Annotated in this window: 2 protein-coding genes; both read left to right on the top strand. The window is 76.2% G+C overall.

Annotation, left to right across the window (positions count from 1 at the left end):
* On the top strand, positions 1–12,618 hold a 12,618-nt coding region (locus ACFVHV_RS38180; protein ID WP_380357692.1), incomplete at its 5' end, for a type I polyketide synthase.
* Between the two features lie 40 nt (positions 12,619–12,658).
* Positions 12,659–20,071 (top strand): type I polyketide synthase (locus ACFVHV_RS38175; RefSeq protein ID WP_380357694.1); only part of this gene is annotated, 7,413 nt, incomplete at its 3' end.

Genomic DNA, 20,071 nt, shown 5'->3' with positions numbered 1-20,071 from the left:
GAGTACTGGTACCGCAACCTGCGGGAGACCGTCGAGTTCGAGCAGGCCACGGGGGCGTTGCTGGGGGAGGGCTTCCGGTTCTTCGTCGAGTCCAGCCCGCACCCCGTGCTCACCTTCGGCGTCCAGCAGACCGCCGACGCGGCCGACACCGCCGGCTCCGCGCAGGGCCCCGCCGTGGTCGTGGGCACGCTGCGGCGCGGCGAGGGCGGCCTCGACCGCTTCCTGACGTCCCTGGGAGAGGCCCACGCGGGCGGCCTGTCGCCCGACTGGGACCGGGTGTTCGCCGGACACCGTCCGGACGGCATCTCCCTGCCCACCTACCCCTTCCAGCGTCGCCCGTACTGGCTGGAGGACACCGGCCCCGCGGCGGGCGGTCCTTCCGGGACGTCCTCGGACGGCGACGACTTCTGGGAGGCCCTGGGCGGAGGCGACCTGGACCGGTTCACCACGACCCTGGGGGTGACGCCCGAGGACCCGCTGAACGTGGTGCTCCCCGCGCTCGCCACCTGGCGCACCGAGCGCACCGAGCGTTCGGTGGTCGACTCCTGGCGCTACCGCGTGACCTGGCGGGCCCTGCCCGAGGGTCCCCCGGTCGCACTGGACGGCACCTGGCTCGTGCTGTCGTCGGACGGTCGGCCCGAGGACGGAGCGCGCCGATCGGAGACGACCGTCCAGGTCATGGAGCAGGCCGGGGCTTCGGTGGTCCACCTACGGATCGCCGAGGCGGAGGCCGACCGTGCCGTGCTGGCCGACCGGGTCCGCGCGTCCCTCGACGCGCTGCCCGGCCCGGTGGCGGGAGTGCTGTCGCTGCTGGGCCTCGACGAGCGCCCGCACTCGGCGCACCCCTCCGTCCCGCTGGGCGCCGCGCTCAACCTGGCGCTGGTGCAGGCCCTCGGCGACGCCGGGATCGACGCGCCCCTGTGGTGGGCGACCCGGGGCGCGGTGTCGGTCGGGGGCACGGACACCGGGAGCGCGGTCAGCGCCGCGCAGAACCTGCTCTGGGGTCTGGGCCGGGTCGCCGCGCTGGAGTTCCCGCAGCGCTGGGGCGGTCTGATCGACCTCCCGGAGGTCCTGGACACGGACACCGCCCCGCAGCTGTGCCGGGTGCTGGCCGGCGGCGCCGGGGACGAGGACCAGGTCGCCGTACGGGCCACCGGCTGCCACGGCCGGCGGCTGGTCCGGTCCGCCCTGGGCGACACCTCGCCGCGGCGCAGCTGGCGGCCCGGGGGCACCGTGCTGATCACCGGCGGCACCGGTGGGATCGGCGCGCAGATCGCGCGCTGGCTGGCCCGGCGGGGAGCCGGGCACCTGGTGCTGGTCAGCAGGCGCGGCGCGGACGCGCCGGGTGCGCCGGAGCTCTCCGAGGAACTGGCCGCCCTCGGCACCCGGGTCACCCTGGCCGCGTGCGACGTCGCCGACCTGGAGGCCCTGCGCGAGCTCAAGGACGGCCTCGAACAGGACGGCCACCGGATCAGCACCGTCTTCCACGCCGCAGGGGCCGGGCTGCTGGTGCCACTGCCCGACACCGACGCGGACGAGTTCGCCGACACCTTCCACGCCAAGGTCGGCGGGGCCAGGAACCTGGACCTGCTCTTCGACCGGGACACGCTCGACGCGTTCGTGCTGTTCTCCTCCATCTCCGGGGTGTGGGGCAGCGCCGTCCACGGCGCCTACGCCGCCGCCAACGCCTACCTCGACGGCCTCGCCGAGGACCGCAGGAGCCGCGGCCTCGCCGCGACCTCCGTGGTGTGGGGCATCTGGAGCCCCGAGGGCGGGGCCGGCGGGATGGCGGCCGAACTGGCGGAGGAGACCCTGCGCGGCCACGGCGTGCTCTTCATGCCGCCCGCGGTCGCGATCACCGGGCTCCAGCAGGTCCTGGACCACGACGAGACCGTGGTCGTGGTCGCCGACATCGACTGGGACCGCTTCGCGACGGTCTTCACCTCGGCCCGCCCCAGCCCGCTGATCGGGGAACTCCCCGAGGTGCGCACCGCGCTGGCCGCCGAACCGGAGACCGGCGGGACCGGGGCCGAGGGAACGCCCTCGGCGCTGCGCGACCGGCTGGAGCCGCTCCCGGCGGCCGAACGGACCCGGGTGCTGGTCGACCTGGTCCGGACCCACGCGGCCGCCGTCCTCGGCCACGACTCGCCGGACGCGGTCGCCCCCGGCCGTGCCTTCCGCGACCTGGGCTTCGACTCCCTGACCGCCGTGGACATGCGCAACCGGCTCAACACCGCCACCGGCCTGCGGCTTCCGGTCACCGTCGTCTTCGACTACTCGTCGGCGACCGCGCTCGCCCGGCGCCTGGAGACCGGACTGCTGGGCACCGCCGAGGAGCCCGCCACCGTCCGGCCGCTCCCGTCGGCGGCACCCGCCGCGGACGACGACCCCGTCGTGATCGTCTCCATGAGCTGCCGCTACCCCGGCGGCGTCCGCACCCCCGAGGACCTGTGGCGCCTGGTCGCCGACGGACGCGACGCCGTCTCCGGGCTGCCGTCCGACCGGGGCTGGGACCTCGACGCGCTGTACGACGCGGACCCCGACCGGCCCGGCCGGAGCTACGCCGCCGCGGGCGGATTCGTCACGGACGCGGACCGGTTCGACCCCGGCTTCTTCGGCATCTCGCCGCGCGAGGCACTGGCCATGGACCCGCAGCAGCGGCTGCTGCTCGAAACCTCCTGGGAGGCGATCGAGCGCGCCGGCATCGACCCGGCGACCCTGCACGGCACCCCGACCGGCGTCTTCGCCGGCGCCTCCTACCAGGGCTACGGCGGCACCCTGCGCGACGTCCCCGAGGAACTGGAGGGCCTGTTCATCGCGGGCATCTCCACCAGCGTCCTGTCCGGGCGGGTCGCCTACCAACTCGGCCTCCAGGGGCCCGCCGTGACCGTGGACACGGCCTGCTCCTCGTCCCTGGTGGCGGTCCACCTCGCCGCGCAGTCGCTGCGCTCGGGCGAATGCGCGCTGGCCCTGGCGGGCGGCGCCACGGTGATGGGCACCCCGCTGTCGTTCACCGGCTTCAGCCGGCAGCGCGGGCTCGCCGAGGACGGGCGCTGCAAGTCCTTCGCCGCCTCGGCGGACGGCTTCGGCATGGCCGAGGGCGTGGGCCTGCTGCTCCTGGAACGCCTCTCGGACGCCCGCCGCAACGGCCACCCGGTGCTCGCGGTGCTGCGCGGCTCGGCGATCAACCAGGACGGCGCGAGCAACGGGCTGACCGCGCCCAGCGGCCTGGCCCAGCAGCGGGTGATCCGCGACGCGCTGGCGAACGCCGGGCTGACGGCCGCCGACGTGGACGCCGTCGAGGCGCACGGCACCGGCACCCGGCTGGGCGACCCGATCGAGGCCGACGCGCTGCTTGCCACCTACGGCCAGGACCGGCCGGCCGACCGGCCGGTGCGGCTCGGGTCGCTGAAGTCGAACATCGGGCACACCCAGGCCGCCGCCGGGGTCGGCGGCATCATCAAGATGGTGCTGGCCATGGGACACGGCGAGCTGCCGCGGACCCTGCACATCGACCGGCCGTCCCCGAACGTCGACTGGACGGCGGGCGCCGTCGCCCTGCTGACCGAGGCCGCCCCCTGGCCGGAGACCGGCCGTCCGCGCCGGGCCGGTGTGTCCTCGTTCGGCCTGAGCGGCACCAACGCCCACGTCGTCATCGAGCAGCCGCCCGCCGACCCCGAGCTCGCACCCGTACCCGCACCCGCGCCCGTACCCGGGGCGTCCGCCGTCCCGTGGGTCCTGTCCGGGCGGACCGCCGAGGCGGTGAAGGCCCAGGCGGAGCGGCTGCACGCGTACCTGACGGAGCATCCGGAGCTGTCGTCCGTCGACGTCGGCCACTCCCTGGCCACCACCAGGACCGCCTTCGAGCACCGCGCAGCCGTCGTCGGCGACGACCGCGCGGCCCTGCTGGGCGGCCTGGCCGCGCTGGCCGCGGGAGACCGCGCACCCGGCCTGGTCGAAGGCACCGTCGCCCGATCGGCCAGGACCGTCTTCGTCTTCCCCGGCCAGGGATCCCAGTGGGCCGGCATGGCCCGGGAACTGCTCGACCACGCCCCGGCCTTCGCCGACCGGATCGCGGCCTGCGAACGCGCCCTCGCCCCGCACCTGGACTGGTCGCTGCTCGCGGTCCTGCGGGACGAGCCCGACGCGCCCCCGCTGGACCGGGTGGACGTGGTGCAGCCGGTGCTGTGGGCGGTGATGGTGTCGCTGGCAGAGCTGTGGCGGGCGCACGGGATCGTCCCCGACGCCGTGGTCGGACACTCCCAGGGCGAGATCGCCGCCGCCTGCGTGGCCGGCGCGCTCTCGCTGGACGACGCCGCCCGGATCGTCGCCCTGCGCAGCCGGGCCCTGCTGGCCCTGACCGGACGCGGCGGCATGCTGTTCGTGCCGCAGCCGGTCGAAGCCGTCCGCGAAGCACTGTCCGCCCACGACGGGGCACTCGACGTCGCCGCGGTCAACGGGCCGACGTCGGTGACGGTCTCCGGCGACCCGGCGGCACTGGAACGACTGCGCGAGCAGTACTCCGAGGCGGGCGTCCTGACCTGGCCGGTCCCCGGCGTGGACTTCGCCGGACACTCGCCCCAGGTGGAGGAGCTCCGGGAGGAACTGCTCACCCTCCTCGGCGGCACCGCGCCGCGGACGTCCGACATCCCGTTCTACTCCACGGTCAGCGGCGGCCCCGTGGACACCCTGCGCCTGGACGCCGCGTACTGGTACGAGAACCTGCGCCGGCCGGTCGAGTTCGGACGGGCGGTCCACGCGCTCATCGCCGACGGACACCACACCTTCGTCGAGTGCAGCACCCACCCCGCGCTGACCGTCTGGCTCCAGGAGGCCGTCGAAGCGGCCGGAGCCGGCGACGGAGCCGTCGTCGGCACCCTGCGGCGCACCGAGGGCGGCCCCGGCCGCTTCCTCGCCGCGCTCACCGAACTCCACGTCCGCGGACTGCCGGTGGACTGGGGCACGGTGTTCGCCGGAACCGGCGCGCGCAAGCGGCCCCTGCCCACCTACGCCTTCCAGCAGCAGCGCTACTGGCTGGACACCACCCCCGGCCGGCCCGCCGACGCCCTGACCGGCACTGACGCCACGACCGGCGCCGGCCCGGCCGACTCCGGCTTCTGGGAGGCGGTCGACCACGGGGACCTGGACGCCCTCGCCACCACCCTGCGGGTCGAGGACGGGGAACTGAGGGCCTCCCTCGCCTCCCTGGTGCCCACCCTCGCCGAGTGGGCGCGCGGCCGGGCCGGCGACCGGACCGCCGACAGCTGGCGCTACCGGGTCGCCTGGAAGCCCCTGCCGGCACCCGAGCGGCCCCGGCTCACCGGCAGCTGGCTCGTCGTCGCCCCGGCCGGCGCCGCCGACGACCCGGCCGTCGCGTTCGCCGCGGACTCCCTGCGCGGACACGGCGCCACGCCCGTCCTGGTCGAGGCGGGCCCCGACGCGACCGACCGGACACGGTTCGCCGCACTGCTGCGCGACGCCCACGACCACCCCGACGGGCCGCCCGCCGGAATCCTGTCACTGCTCGCCCTGGCCGAAGAACCGCACAGCGACGGATCGGCGCTTCCCCGCGGCCTCACCCTGACGGTCGCACTCCTCCAGGCCCTGGGCGACCTCGGCACCGACGCCCCGCTCTGGTGCGCCACCCGGGGCGCGGTGTCGGTCGGCCGCTCCGACCGGATCGACAGCACGCTCCAGGCCCTGGTCTGGGGCCTCGGCGGGGTCGCCGGTGTCGAGTACCCGCAGCGGTGGGCCGGCCTGGTCGACCTGCCGCGCCGGCTCGACGACCGGGCCGCGACCCGGCTCGCCGAAGCACTGACGAGCCCGGACGGCGAGGACCAGCTGGCGGTGCGCGCCACCGGCCTCTACGGCCGCAGGGTCGTCCACGCCGGACTCGGCGACACCGCCCCCGTACGCGACTGGACACCCGAGGGCACGGTCCTGATCACCGGCGGCACCGGCGGCCTCGGCGCCCAGATCGCCCGCTGGCTCGCCCGCACCGGCACCGCGCACCTGCTGCTCACCAGCCGGCGCGGCGCACAGGCCCCGGGCGCCGACGCCCTGCTGGCCGAACTGCGCGGACTCGGCGCCGCCGCCACCGCGGTGGCCTGCGACGTCGCGGACCACGACGCACTGGCCGAACTGCTCGCCGGCATTCCGGCCGAGCGCCCGCTGCGCGCCGTCCTGCACACCGCGGGCGTCCTCGACGACGGGGTGATCGACTCGATCACCCCCGAACGCGCGGCCGGCGTCCTGCGCCCCAAGCTCGACGGCGCACGCAACCTCGACGAGCTCACCCGTGAACTCGACCTGACCGCCTTCGTGCTGTTCTCCTCGCTCGCCGGCACGCTCGGCGGCACCGGCCAGGGCAGCTACGCCGCCGCCAACGCCTACCTCGACGCCCTGGCCCGGCAGCGCCGCGACCTCGGACTGCCCGGCACCGCGGTGGCCTGGGGCCTGTGGGGCGGCGACAGCCTCGCCTCCGGAGCGGTCGCCGAACGGCTGATCCGCGACGGCCTGCCCGCCATGGATCCCGCCACGGCCACGATCGCGCTGCGTCAGGCCCTCGACCACGACGAGACGGCGGTCCTCGTCGCCGACTTCGCCTGGGACCGCTTCACCCGGGCGTTCACCGCGCTCCGGCCCAGTGCCGCCCTCGGGGACCTGCCCGAGGTACGGGACGTGCTCGCCGCCGCGGCCGGGCCCCGGGGCACGGCCGACGGCGCCGAGCCGCCGGCCCTGCGGCTGGCCGCACTGCCCCCGGCGGAACGGGACCGGGCCCTGCTGGACCTGGTCCGCTCCGAGGTCGCCGCCGTGCTCGGCCACCCCGGGCCCGAGGCGGTGGGACCCGACCAGGCGTTCAAGGAGATCGGCTTCGACTCGCTGATCGCCGTCGAACTGCGCAACCGGCTCGCCGCGGTCACCGGCCTGCGCCTGTCGGTGACCCTGGCCTTCGACTACCCCACGGCCACGGCCCTGGCAGGACACCTGCGCACCGAACTGCCGGGGGCGCCCGCCACGGAGACGGCCGACGCGCCCGGGCTGGTGCCCGCGGCCGCCGCGGTGTCCGAGGACGAGGCGATCGCCGTGGTCGCCATGAGCTGCCGCTACCCCGGCGGCGTCAGCACCCCCGAGGAGCTGTGGGAGCTCGTCGCGGGCGGACAGGACGCGATCACCGGCTTCCCCACCGGACGCGGCTGGGACCTGGACGGCCTCTACGACCCGGACCCGGACCGGGTCGGCAGCACCTACGCGCGGGAAGGCGGCTTCCTCCACGACGCCGACCGCTTCGACCCGGCCTTCTTCGGGATCTCCCCGCGCGAGGCGCTGACCATCGACCCCCAGCAGCGGCTGCTGCTCGAACTCTCCTGGGAGGCGTTCGAGCGGGCCGGCATCGACCCGCTGTCACTCAAGGGCAGCGCGAGCGGCGTCTTCGTCGGATGCAGCCACCACGACTACGGGTCGCGCGTCACCGAACCCTCCGAAGAGTTCGAGGGCTACCTCGGCATCGGCAGCGCGGGCAGCGTGGCGTCCGGGCGGATCTCCTACAGCCTCGGCCTCGAAGGGCCCGCGGTGACCGTCGACACGGCGTGCTCCTCGTCGCTGGTCGCGGTCCACCTCGCGGCCCGGTCGCTGCGGGCCGGCGAATGCTCGCTGGCGCTCGCCGGCGGGGTGACCGTGATGTCGACACCGGGCGCGTTCGTCGAGTTCAGCCGGCAACGGGTGCTCGCCGAGGACGGCCGCTGCAAACCGTTCGCCGCCGCCGCCGACGGCACCTCCTGGGCCGAGGGCGCCGGACTGCTCGTCCTGGAACGCCTCTCGGACGCCCGGCGCAACGGCCACCCCGTGCTCGCCCTCGTACGCGGCTCCGCCGTCAACCAGGACGGCGCCAGCAACGGCCTGACCGCCCCCAACGGACCCTCCCAGCAGCGGGTCATCCGGGCGGCCCTCGCCGACGCCGGACTGACCGCTGCCGAGGTCGACGCGGTGGAGGCGCACGGCACCGGGACCCGGCTGGGCGACCCGATCGAGGCCCAGGCACTCCTGGCCACGTACGGCCGGGAACGCGGCGCGCAGCAGCCGCTGTGGCTGGGGTCGCTGAAGTCGAACATCGGACACAGCCAGGCCGCCGCCGGAGTCGCCGGCATCATCAAGATGGTGCAGGCCATGCGGCACGGGGCGCTGCCGCGCACCCTGCACGTGGACACGCCGACACCCCACGTCGACTGGTCGGCCGGCGCGGTCCGGCTGCTCACCGAGGACACCCCGTGGCCGGAGACCGGCCGCCCCAGGCGGGCCGCGGTGTCGTCGTTCGGAGTCAGCGGCACCAACGCCCACACCATCCTCGAACAGCCCACCGAACCGGCCCCGCCCGCCGCCCCCGCGCCGACCCCGGCGACCACCCCCGACACGCCCGCCCTGCCCTGGCTGCTCTCCGCCCGTGGCGCGGACGCGCTGCGGGAGCAGGCCGCCCGGCTGCTCCGGCACGTGGAGCACGCCCCGGCCCTCGCCGTCGCGGACCTGGGCCGCTCCCTGGCGCTGAACCGCAGCGCCTTCGAGTACCGGGCCGCCCTCACCGGCACGGACCGGCAGACCCTGCTCCAGGGGCTCACCGCCCTCGCCGCCGGCGAGCCGTCGGCGGACCTGGTGAGCGGTGTCACCGGCCCGGCCGCGAAGACCGCCTTCCTGTTCCCCGGCCAGGGCAGCCAGCGCACCGGGATGGGCGCCGAACTGTACGCGCGGTTCCCGGTCTTCGCCGACGCCTTCGACGCGGTCTGCGCGGAACTCGACCCGCTGCTCGACCACCCGCTGCGGGAGGTGATCGACGCGGCCCCCGGCGACCCCGGCCACGGCCTGCTGGACCGCACCGAATACACCCAGCCCGCCCTGTTCGCCCTCGGCGTCGCCCTCTTCCGCCTCGTCGAGCACTGGGGCGTGCGCCCCGACCGGCTGCTCGGCCACTCCGTGGGAGAGCTGGCCGCCGCCCACGTCGCCGGGGTGTTCGCGCTGCCCGACGCCGCGAGGCTGGTGGTCGCGCGGGGACGGCTGATGCAGGCCCTCCCGGCGGGCGGCGCGATGGTCGCCCTCGCCGCCGGGGAGGAGGAGGTGCTGCCGCTGCTCGCCGGCCGCGAGAGCGACGTCGGCCTCGCCGCGGTCAACGGCCCGGCCTCGACCGTGATCTCCGGCGACGCGGCGGTGGTGGACGAGATCGCCGCCGTGCTCGCCGCGCGCGGCCGCAAGACCCGACGGCTGCGGGTCTCCCACGCCTTCCACTCGCCCCTCATGGAGCCGATGCTCGCCGAGTTCCGCGAGGTCGCGGCCCGGATCGTCCCGGGAGAGGCCGCCATCCCCGTCATCTCCGACCTGACGGGCGAGCCGGCCACCGCCGAGCAGCTCGGCTCACCGGACTACTGGGTGGAGCACGTGCGCGGCACCGTCCGCTTCCAGGACGGCGTACGCCACCTGGAGCGCGACGGCGTCACCGCGTTCCTCGAACTCGGACCCGACGGCGCGCTCACCGCCATGGGCCAGGACTGCCTGACCGGCGCCGGCGGCAGCCCCGTGCTGGTGCCCCTGCTGCGCAAGGACCGGCCCGAAGCCCCCGCGGCGACGGCCGCCCTGGCCCGGCTGCACGTCACGGGCGTCCCCGTGGACTGGAACGCCGTCCACTCCGGCGGCCCGTCCCGCTCCGCCGTCGACCTGCCGACCTACGCCTTCCAGCGCGGCAGCTACTGGCTGCCGGCCGGCCCGGCCACGGCCGGCCTGCCCGCGGCCGGACTGCTGACGGTCGACCACCCGCTGCTCGGCGCCGGAACGGAACTCGCGGACTCCGACGGCTTCCTGTTCACCAGCAGGTTCTCGGTCCGCAGCCACCCCTGGCTGGCCGACCACGGCGTCTACGAGGGCGTGCTGTTCCCCGCCACCGCGTTCCTGGAACTCGCGGTCCGCGCGGGCGACCAGGTCGGCTGCGACCAGGTCGAGGAACTGACCCTGGAGGCGCCGCTGGTGCTCCCGGCGGGCGGAGCCGTCACACTCCAGCTCACCGTCGGAAGCCCGGACGCCTCCGGCACCCGCCCGCTGAGCGTCCACGCCCGGGCCGCCGACGACGGCCCCGACGCCCCCTGGACCCGGCACGCGAGCGGCCTGCTCACCTCCGCCGCAGAGCCCGACCAGGCGGACCCGGTCGACCCGGTCGACCCCGCGGCCTGGCCGCCGTCCGGAGCCGTCCCCCTCGACACGGAAGGCCTGTACGACCGCTTCGCGGGCGGCGGATTCGCCTACGGACCGGCGTTCCAGGGCCTGCGCGCGGCCTGGCGGCTCGGCGACGAGGTGTACGCCGTCGCGAGCCTGCCGGAGGAGCAGCAGCCGGACGCCGCCGCGTTCGGCCTGCACCCGGCCCTGCTCGACGCCGCCCTGCACGCGCTGGTGTTCGACGTACTGGAGGGACCCGCGCAGGGCTGGCTGCCGTTCTCCTGGAACGGGGTGCGCCTGCACGCCTCCGGCGCCACCGAACTCCGGCTGCGGCTGACCCCCACGGGCCGCGACGCCGTCACCGTACGGGCGACCGACGCCGCCGGCCGGCCGGTGGTCTCGGCCCGCTCCCTCGTCCTGCGACCCGTCTCGGCCGACCGCTTCAAGGCCACCCGCGCCGGACACCACGAGGAGCTGTTCCGCCCCGAGTGGCAGGCCCTGCCGGAGCGCGCCGCGACGGGCACCGTCTCCGGCCCGGAGTCCTGGACCGTGCTCGGCGCCGGGACGCCCCTGCCCTCCGGCGCCGCGCCGCTCCCCGGCCGTACGGTCGCCGACCTCGCCGCGCTGTCCGCACTGCTCGACGCGGGCACCCCGCCGCCCCGGCTGGTCCTCGCCGCCTGCCCGCCCGTCCCGGCCCCGCCCGGCACCCTCCGCGAGGCGGTCCACGACGGCCTCGGCACGGTCCTCGCGCTGCTGCGCGACTGGCTGGCCGACGAGCGCCTGACCGGCTCCAAGCTGGTCCTGGTCACCGCGGGCGCGGTCCCGGTGACCGGCGACGACGTCCCGGACCCGGCCCTGGCCGCGCTCTGGGGCCTGGTCCGCTCGGCGCAGACCGAGAACCCCGACCGCTTCGTCCTGCTGGACCTGGACGCCCACGACACCCCGCCGGCCGTACTCGCCGAAGCCCTCGCCTCCGGGGAACCCCAGCTCGCGATCCGGGCCGGCGCCGTCCACGTCGCCCGGCTGGCCCGCGTACCGCTGGCCGCCGCCGGGCGCACACCCGGCTGGAACGGCGACGGAACCGTCCTGATCACCGGCGGCACCGGCGCCATCGGCGCCCACGTCGCCCGCCACCTGGCCGCCGAACACGGCGTCCGGCACCTACTGCTGACCAGCCGCAGCGGCCCCGCCGCCGACGGCGCGGCCGAACTCCTCGCCGAGCTCGCCGCGCTGGGCGCGCACGCCGAGATCGTCGCCTGCGACGCCGCCGACCGCGACGCCCTCGCGGCCCTGCTGGCCGCCCTGCCCCCCGCGCACCCGCTGACCGGGGTGGTGCACGCCGCGGGCGTCCTGGCCGACGGCGTCGTCGCCACCATGACGCCCGAGCAGCTGGACCTCGTCCTGCGCCCCAAGGTGGACGCGGCGATCAACCTGCACGAACTCACCGCCGGCCCGGACCTGTCCGAGTTCGTCCTGTTCTCGTCCATCGCCGGCATCTTCGGCGGCATGGGCCAGGGCAACTACGCCGCCGCCAACGCCTTCCTGGACGCACTGGCCCACCGGCGCCGCGCCGACGGGCTGCCCGGCCGCTCCCTCGCCTGGGGCCTGTGGGCCAACAGCACCGGGATGACCGGCGGGCTCACCGAGGCCGACCTGCGACGGATCGCCCGGGGCGGGATCGTCGCCTTCGACCCGGCCCAGGGACTGGCGCTCTTCGACACGGCCGCCGCCCTCGACGAGCCGGTCGTCCTCCCGCTGCGGCTCGACACCGCGGCCGTCCGCGCCCAGGCCGGCGCCGGCGGCGTCCCCGCCCTGCTGCGCGGACTGGTGCGCCCCGGCGCCCGGCGCGGCGCCGCGGGCCCCGCCGCCGGCGCCGGCCCCGACGGGCCGGAAGCCCTGAAGCAGCGCCTCGCCTCCCTCAACGACACCCAGCGCGGCCGGGTCCTCCTCGACCTGGTCCGCTCCCACGCCGCCCTGGTGCTCGGCCACAGCGGCCCGGCCGCGGTCGATCCCGGCCGCGGTCTGCTGGAGGTCGGCTTCGACTCGCTGACCGCGGTGGAACTGCGCAACCGGCTGCGCGCCGCCACCGGCCACCCCCTCCCGGCCACCCTGCTCTTCGACCACCCCACGCCGACCGCGATCGCCGGACACCTCGCCGCCGAACTCGTCCCCGAAGGCGGGCCCGGCCCGGTCCCCGGCCTCGCCGAACTGGACGGCCTGGAAGACGCCCTCGACGGCACCCTCGACGACCCGGCGGACCGCGAACGGCTCGCCGACCGGCTCCGGGAACTCCTGCGCCGCGTCGACCCGGCGGCCACCGCGGCCGACGGCGACGGCACGGCGGCCGACTCCATCGAGGACCGGATGGACGGCGCCAGCGACGACGAACTCTTCGACCTCATCGACAACGAACTCGGCCTGTCATGACACCGACCCGACACCCGAACCAGGACGGCGGCTCCCGATGGTGAACGACGACAAGCTGAGGGACTACCTCAAGCGCGTGACGGCGGACCTGCACCACACCCGCCGGCGCCTGACCGAGGCCGAGGAAGCGGGCCGCGAACCGATCGCGGTCGTCGCGATGAGCTGCCGCTACCCCGGCGGCGTACGGTCCCCCGAGGACCTGTGGCGCCTGGTCACCGACGGCACCGACGCCATCACCGGCTTCCCCGGCGACCGGGGCTGGGACCTGGACCACCTGGACGACCCGGAACAACTGCGCGAGGGCACCAGCCACACCGCCCTGGGCGGCTTCCTCGACGACGTCGGGCACTTCGACCCCGGATTCTTCGGGATCTCCCCGCGCGAAGCGCTCGCGATGGACCCCCAGCAGCGGCTCCTCCTGGAGACCACCTGGGAGGCGTTCGAACGGGCCGGCATCGACCCCGCGACCCTGCGGGGCAGCAGGACCGGCGTCTTCGCCGGCGTGATGTACCAGGACTACGCGGTACGGCTGCGCCAGGTCCCCGACGACGTGGCCGGCTACGTCGGCAACGGCAGCTCCGACAGCGTCGCCTCGGGCCGCGTCGCCTACACCTTCGGGCTGGAGGGCCCGGCGGTCAGCATCGACACCGCCTGCTCCTCCTCGCTGGTCGCCATCCACCTCGCCGCCCAGGCCCTGCGGGCCGGCGACTGCACCCTGGCCCTGGCCGGAGGCGCGATGGTCATGTCGACACCCGTCCCGTTCGTGGAGATGAGCCGCCAGGGCGGCCTGGCCCGGGACGGCCGCTGCAAGTCCTTCGCCGCCGCCGCCGACGGCACCGGCTGGGGCGAGGGCGTCGGAATGCTCCTCCTGGAGCGCCTCTCCGACGCCCGGCGGGGCGGCCACCCGGTCCTCGCCCTGATCCGCGGCACCGCCGTCAACCAGGACGGCGCCAGCAGCAGGCTCACCGCCCCCAACGGCCCCGCCCAGCAGCGCGTCATCCGCCACGCCCTGGCCAACGCCGGACTCACCCCCGCCGACGTGGACGTGGTCGAGGCGCACGGCACCGGCACCCCGCTGGGCGACCCGATCGAGGCCCAGGCCCTGCTGGCCACCTACGGGCAGAACCGCGCCGACGGGCAGCCGCTGCTGCTCGGCTCGCTGAAGTCCAACATCGGACACACCCAGGCGGCGGCCGGCGTCGGCGGCGTCATCAAGACCGTCCTCGCCATGCGGCACGGCACCGTCCCGCCCACCCTGCACGCGCAGGACCCGTCCCCGCGGATCGACTGGACCGCGGGCGCGGTACGCCTGGTCACCGAGAACACCCCCTGGCCCGAGACCGGACGGCCGCGCCGGGCCGCGGTGTCCTCCTTCGGCGTCAGCGGCACCAACGGACACGTCGTCCTGGAACAGGCGGACGAACCCGTCCTGGAACAGGCCGACGAACCCGCCGCCCCCGCCGTCCTCCCCTGGGTGCTCTCCGGACGCACCGCCGAAGCGCTGCGCGCCCAGGCCGCACGGCTCCGCGACCACCTCGACGCCCACCCCGGACCCGGCCCGGCCGAGATCGGCCACGCCCTCGCGACGACCCGCGCCGCGCACGAGCACCGGGCGGTCCTGATCGGCACCCACCCCGAGGAGTTCCGGGCCGGCCTCGACGCCCTGGCGGCCGGCCGCACCGTCCCCGGCCTGGTCCTCGGCACCGCCGGAACCGGCGGCGAAGTCGCCCTGGTGTTCCCCGGACAGGGCTCCCAATGGGCCGGCATGGCCGTCGAACTCCTCGACTCCGCCCCCGCCTTCGCCGCCCGCGTCGCGGACTGCGAACGCGCCCTGACCCCCTTCGTCGACTGGTCCCTGGAAGCCGTCCTGCGCGGCGCCCCCGGCACCCCGCCGGCCGACCGCGTCGACGTGGTGCAGCCGGCGCTGTGGGCCGTCATGGTCTCCCTGGCCGAACTGTGGCGCTCCCGCGGCATCACCCCCGGCGCCGTCGTCGGCCACTCCCAGGGCGAGATCGCCGCCGCCGTGGTGGCGGGAGCGCTGAGCCTGGAGGACGGGGCGAAGGTCGTCGCCCTGCGCAGCCGCGCCATCCGCGCCCTGTCCGGCCGCGGCGGCATGGCCTCGGTGGCGCTGCCCGCCGAACAGGTCGCCGAACACCTCGCCCCCTGGGACGGCCGGCTCTCCGTCGCCGCCGTCAACGGACCCGCCTCCACCGTGGTCTCCGGCGACACCGACGCGCTCGACGCGTTCCTCGACCGGACGACGGCCCTGGACATCCGCAGCCGGCGCGTCCCCGTCGACTACGCCTCGCACAGCGCCCACGTCGAGGACATCCGCACCGAACTGCTCGCCCGGCTCGACGGACTGACCCCCCGCCCGTCCGCCGTCCCCTTCTACTCCACCCTCACCGGCGGCCTGCTGGAGGACACCACCGCCCTGGACGCCGACTACTGGTACCGCAACCTCCGCGGGACCGTCCGCTTCGAACAGGCGACCCGCGCCCTGCTCGCCGACGGCTACCAGGTCCTCCTGGAGAGCAGCCCGCACCCCGTCCTCACCGTCGGAGTCCTGGAGACCGCCGAGGACGCCGGCGCCGACGCCACCGCCGTGGGCACCCTGCGCCGCGACGACGGCGGCCCGCGCCGGTTCACCGAGTCCCTGGCCGAACTCCACCTGCGCGGAGTCTCCCCGGACTGGGACACCGTCTTCGCCGACCGCCGCCCCGGACGGGTGGAACTGCCCACCTACGCCTTCCAGCGCGACCCGTACTGGCTGGAGGACGGCGCCGCGCCCGACGCCGACGTCACCTCCGCCGGACTGACCCCCGCGGACCATCCGCTGCTGGGCGCCGTCGTGGTCCTCGCCGACAGCGACGGCCTGCTCCTCACCGGCCGCCTGTCGGCCCGCACCCACCCGTGGCTCGCCGACCACGCCGTCGGCGGCCGGGCACTGCTCCCGGGCACCGCCTTCCTGGAACTCGCGCTCCAGGCCGGAGCCCGCGTCGGCTGCCCCCGGGTCGAGGAATTCACCCTCGAGGCCCCCCTGGTGCTGCCCGAACACGGCGGCACCGTGCTGCGCCTCACCGTGGGCGCCCCCGACTCCCTGGGCCGCCGCCCGCTCAGCCTGCACTCCCGGCCGGACGCACCCGCCGACGGCGCCCTCGACGGCGCCCTCGACGACGAGTGGACCAGGCACGCCGAGGGCGTCCTGGCCCAGGACGGCGCGGAAGGCATCGAGGCCGACGGGCCGATGCCCTGGCCGCCGCCCGGCGCCGAACCCCTCGCCCTCGACGGACTGTACGACCGCTTCGCGGCCGGCGGATTCGCCTACGGTCCCGCCTTCCAGGGCCTGCGCGCGGCCTGGCGCCGCGGCGAAGAGCTGTTCGCGGAGGCCGTCGTGCCCGCCGGGCCCGCACCCGACGCCGCCCGCTTCGGCCTGCACCCGGCCCTGCTGGACGCGGCCCTGCACGCCACCGGCGTGCCCGGCACCCCCGGCGCGGACGCCCACCCCGAGGGACGGCTGCCGTTCTCCTGGAACGGCGTGACCCTGCACGCCGCCGGTGCCGACGCGATCCGCGTCCGGCTCGCCCCGGCCGGACCCGACACGGTGACGCTCGCCGTCGCCGACGCGACCGGCGCCCCCGTGGCGACCGTGGACGCGCTGGTCCTGCGGCCCGCAGGCACCGCCGGCCTCGGCGCCGACCGCGCCGCCCACGGCCGCCGCCACCAGGACCTCTACGCGACGGAGTGGGTCACCGAACCCCCGCGCGGCAGCGGCGCACCCGTCCACCGCACCGCGGACCTGGCCGCGCTGCTGGCCGCCGTCGACGCCGGAGCCCCGGTGCCCGAGACGGTCCTGCTCGCCTGCGCGGAGCCCGTGGAGCCCGTGGAGCCCGTGGACGCGGCCGGACCGGCCGCGGCGGTCCGCGCGGCCGTCCACCAGGCCCTGGCCGACGTCCGGACCTGGCTCGCCGACGACCGCTTCGCCGGCTCGCGCCTGGTGTTCGCCACCCGGGGCGCGGTCAGCACCGGCGAGGGGGAGGACGTCCGCAACCCCGCGCACAGCGCGCTCTGGGGCCTGGTCCGCTCGGCCGGGTCCGAACACCCCGGGCGCTTCGCCCTGCTCGACCTCGACGCCGACGACGAGCACGACACCTCCGCGGGCGTCGCCGCGGCCCTCGCCTCGGGAGAACCGCAGGCCGCGGTCCGCGGCGACGACGTCCGCACACCCCGCCTGGTCCGAGTCCTCAGGAACGACCCGGACACCTCCGACGACGCGGCAGGGCCCCTCCGGGCCTTCGACCCGGACGGCACGGTCCTCATCACCGGCGGCACCGGCCTGCTCGGCTCCCACGTCGCCCGCCGCCTGGTCACCGGGCACGGCGTCCGGCACCTGCTGCTGCTCTCCCGCGGCGGCCCGGCCGCCGCCGGAGCCGAAGAACTGCGGGCCGAACTCGCCGCGCTGGGAGCCGAGACCGCCGTCGTCGCCTGCGACGCCGCCGACCGGACCGCCCTGGCCGCCGTACTCGCGGACCTGCCGGCCGCGCACCCGCTGACCGCCGTGGTCCACACCGCGGGCACCCTCGACGACGGCGTCGTCACCGCACTCACCCCCGAACGGGTGGACGCCGTGCTGCGCCCCAAGGTCGACGCCGCCCTCCACCTGCACGAACTGACCCGCGACCTCGACCTCACGCACTTCGTGCTCTTCTCCTCGGCCGCGGGCACCTTCGGCGGCCCCGGACAGGCCAACTACGCCGCCGCCAACGCCTTCCTCGACGCCCTGGCCACCCGGCGCCGGGCGGCGGGGCTGGCCGGCCAGTCCCTGGCCTGGACCCTGTGGGAGCAGCCCAGTGCCCTCACCGGACACCTGGACGAGGACGACGTACGACGCCTCGCCCGGTCCGGGATGCCGCCAATCTCCACCGAGCGAGGACTCGCGCTCCTCGACACCGCCCTCACCGTGGACCGGGCCGTCCTGGTCCCGATGCGCCTCGACGCCGCGGCCCTGCGGTCCGCGGCGGCGGACGGCACCCTGCCGCCGCTGCTGCGCGGCCTGGTGCGCACACCGCCGCGCCGGGCGGCCACGGCCGCGGAGGCGACGGCCGACGACAACGCCCTGCGCCTGCGCCTCGCGGCCCTCGACGGCACCGGACGGACCCGGCTGCTCGTCGAACTCGTCCGCACCCACGCGGCAGCGGTCCTCGGCCACGCCTCCCCAGACACCCTCGACCCCGGACGGGCCTTCCGCGAACTGGGATTCGACTCACTGGCCTCGGTGAACCTGCGCAACCGCCTGAACGCCGCCACCGGCCTGCGGCTCCCCGCCAGCCTGGTGTTCGACCACCCCACCCCGGCGGCGCTCGCGGACTTCCTGCGCGCCGGACTCACGGACCCGGAAACGGCCACGGCCGTCCGGCCCGCCGTACCCGCGGGGCCGGCCGACCGGAACCGGGACGCGGACGACGACCGGATCGCGATCGTCGCCGCGGCCTGCCGCCTCCCCGGCGGTGTCCGCTCACCCGAGGACCTGTGGCGGATGCTGGCCGAGGGCCGCGACGGCGTCTCCGGGTTCCCCACCGACCGCGGCTGGGACGTCGAAGCCCTCTACGACCCCGATCCCGACCGCATCGGCACCTCCGTCACCCGCGACGGCGGCTTCCTGTACGACGCCGCCGAGTTCGACGCGGAGTTCTTCGGCATCTCGCCGCGCGAGGCCCTGGCCATGGACCCGCAGCAGCGGCTGCTCCTGGAGACCACCTGGGAACTCTTCGAACGCGCGGCCATCGACCCGGCCGCCCTGCGCGGCGCCCCGGTCGGCACGTACGTCGGCCTGATGCAGCAGGACTACGCCGCCCGGCTGCTGCCCTACATCCCCGAGGACGTCGAAGGATTCCTCGGCACCGGCAACTCGGGAAGCATCGTCTCCGGACGCCTGGCCTACTTCTTCGGCCTGGAAGGCCCCGCGGTCACCGTCGACACGGCGTGCTCGTCCTCGTTGGTGGCCCTGCACCTCGCGGTACGGGCGTTGCGATCCGGCGAGTGCTCGCTGGCCCTGGCCGGCGGCGTCAACGTGATGTGCAGCCCCGAACTGTTCGTCGAGTTCAGCCGTCAGGGCGGACTCGCCCCGGACGGCCGCTGCAAGTCCTTCGCGGCAGCGGCCGACGGGACCGCCTTCGGCGAGGGCGTCGGCATGCTGCTGGTGGAGCGGCTGTCGGACGCGCGGCGCAACGGGCATCCGGTGCTGGCGGTGATCCGTGGTTCGGCGGTGAATCAGGACGGTGCGAGCAACGGTCTGACGGCGCCGAACGGCCCGTCGCAGCAGCGGGTGATCCGTGCGGCGCTCGCGGATGCGGGGTTGTCGGCGTCCGCGGTGGATGTGGTGGAGGCGCACGGTACGGGGACGCGGCTGGGCGACCCGATCGAGGCGCAGGCCCTGCTGGCGACGTACGGGCAGGACCGTCCGGCGGACCGTCCGGTGTGGATCGGCTCGCTGAAGTCGAACATCGGACACGCCTCGGCTGCCGCCGGTGTGGCGGGGGTCATCAAGTCGGTGCTCGCCCTGCGGCACGGCGTGATGCCCAAGACGCTGCACGTGGACGGCCCGACGCCCGAGGTGGACTGGTCGGCGGGCGCGGGCCGACTGCTGACGGAGGCCCGTGCGTGGGACGACACGGGCCGCCTGCGGCGGGCCGGCGTGTCCTCCTTCGGCGTCAGCGGCACCAACGCCCACGTCATCCTCGAACAGGCCCCGGACGACCCGACAGCTCCCGCGGACACGCTCGTCGACCAGCCCGGGACACCGGAGACGGCACCCGCGGTCGTCCCCCTGCTCCTCTCGGCGCGCACTCCGGAGGCGCTGCGCGCCCAGGCCGCCGCGCTGTCGGCCCGGATCGGCGACGGTTCGGGCGTCCGCGCCGCGGACGTGGCCTTCTCCCTGGCCACGGGCCGCAGCGCGCTGGCACACCGCGCGGTGCTGGTGGGCACGGAGGAGAACCTCGCCGAGCACCTGACCGCGCTGTCGCAGGGTGCCGCGGTGTCCGGCGGCGGGTTGGTTTCCGGTCGTTCGGTGCTGGTGTTCCCGGGTCAGGGTTCGCAGTGGGTGGGGATGGCCGCGGAGCTGTTGGCCGAATCGGCTGTGTTCGCGGGGCGGATGGCCGAGTGCGAGCGGGCGCTGGCGCCTTACGTGGATTGGTCGTTGGCGGAGGCGCTGGGTTCGGAGGCGCTGTTGGCGCGGGTCGATGTGGTGCAGCCGGTGCTGTGGGCGGTGATGGTGTCGCTGGCGGAGGTGTGGCGCTCGTTCGGCGTCGTTCCGGACGCGGTGGTGGGCCACTCGCAGGGCGAGATCGCCGCGGCCGTGGTGGCGGGTGGTCTGAGCATCGACGACGGGGCGCGGGTGGTGGCGTTGCGTTCCCGTGCGGTGGGTGCGCTGGCGGGCCGTGGCGGGATGGCGTCG

The organism is Kitasatospora sp. NPDC127116, assembly GCF_042677365.1.
Taxonomy (GTDB): Bacteria; Actinomycetota; Actinomycetes; order Streptomycetales; family Streptomycetaceae; genus Kitasatospora; species Kitasatospora lactacystinica.
Note: the sequence above shows the minus strand (reverse complement) of the source record. Positions and strands in the feature narration are given on the sequence as shown.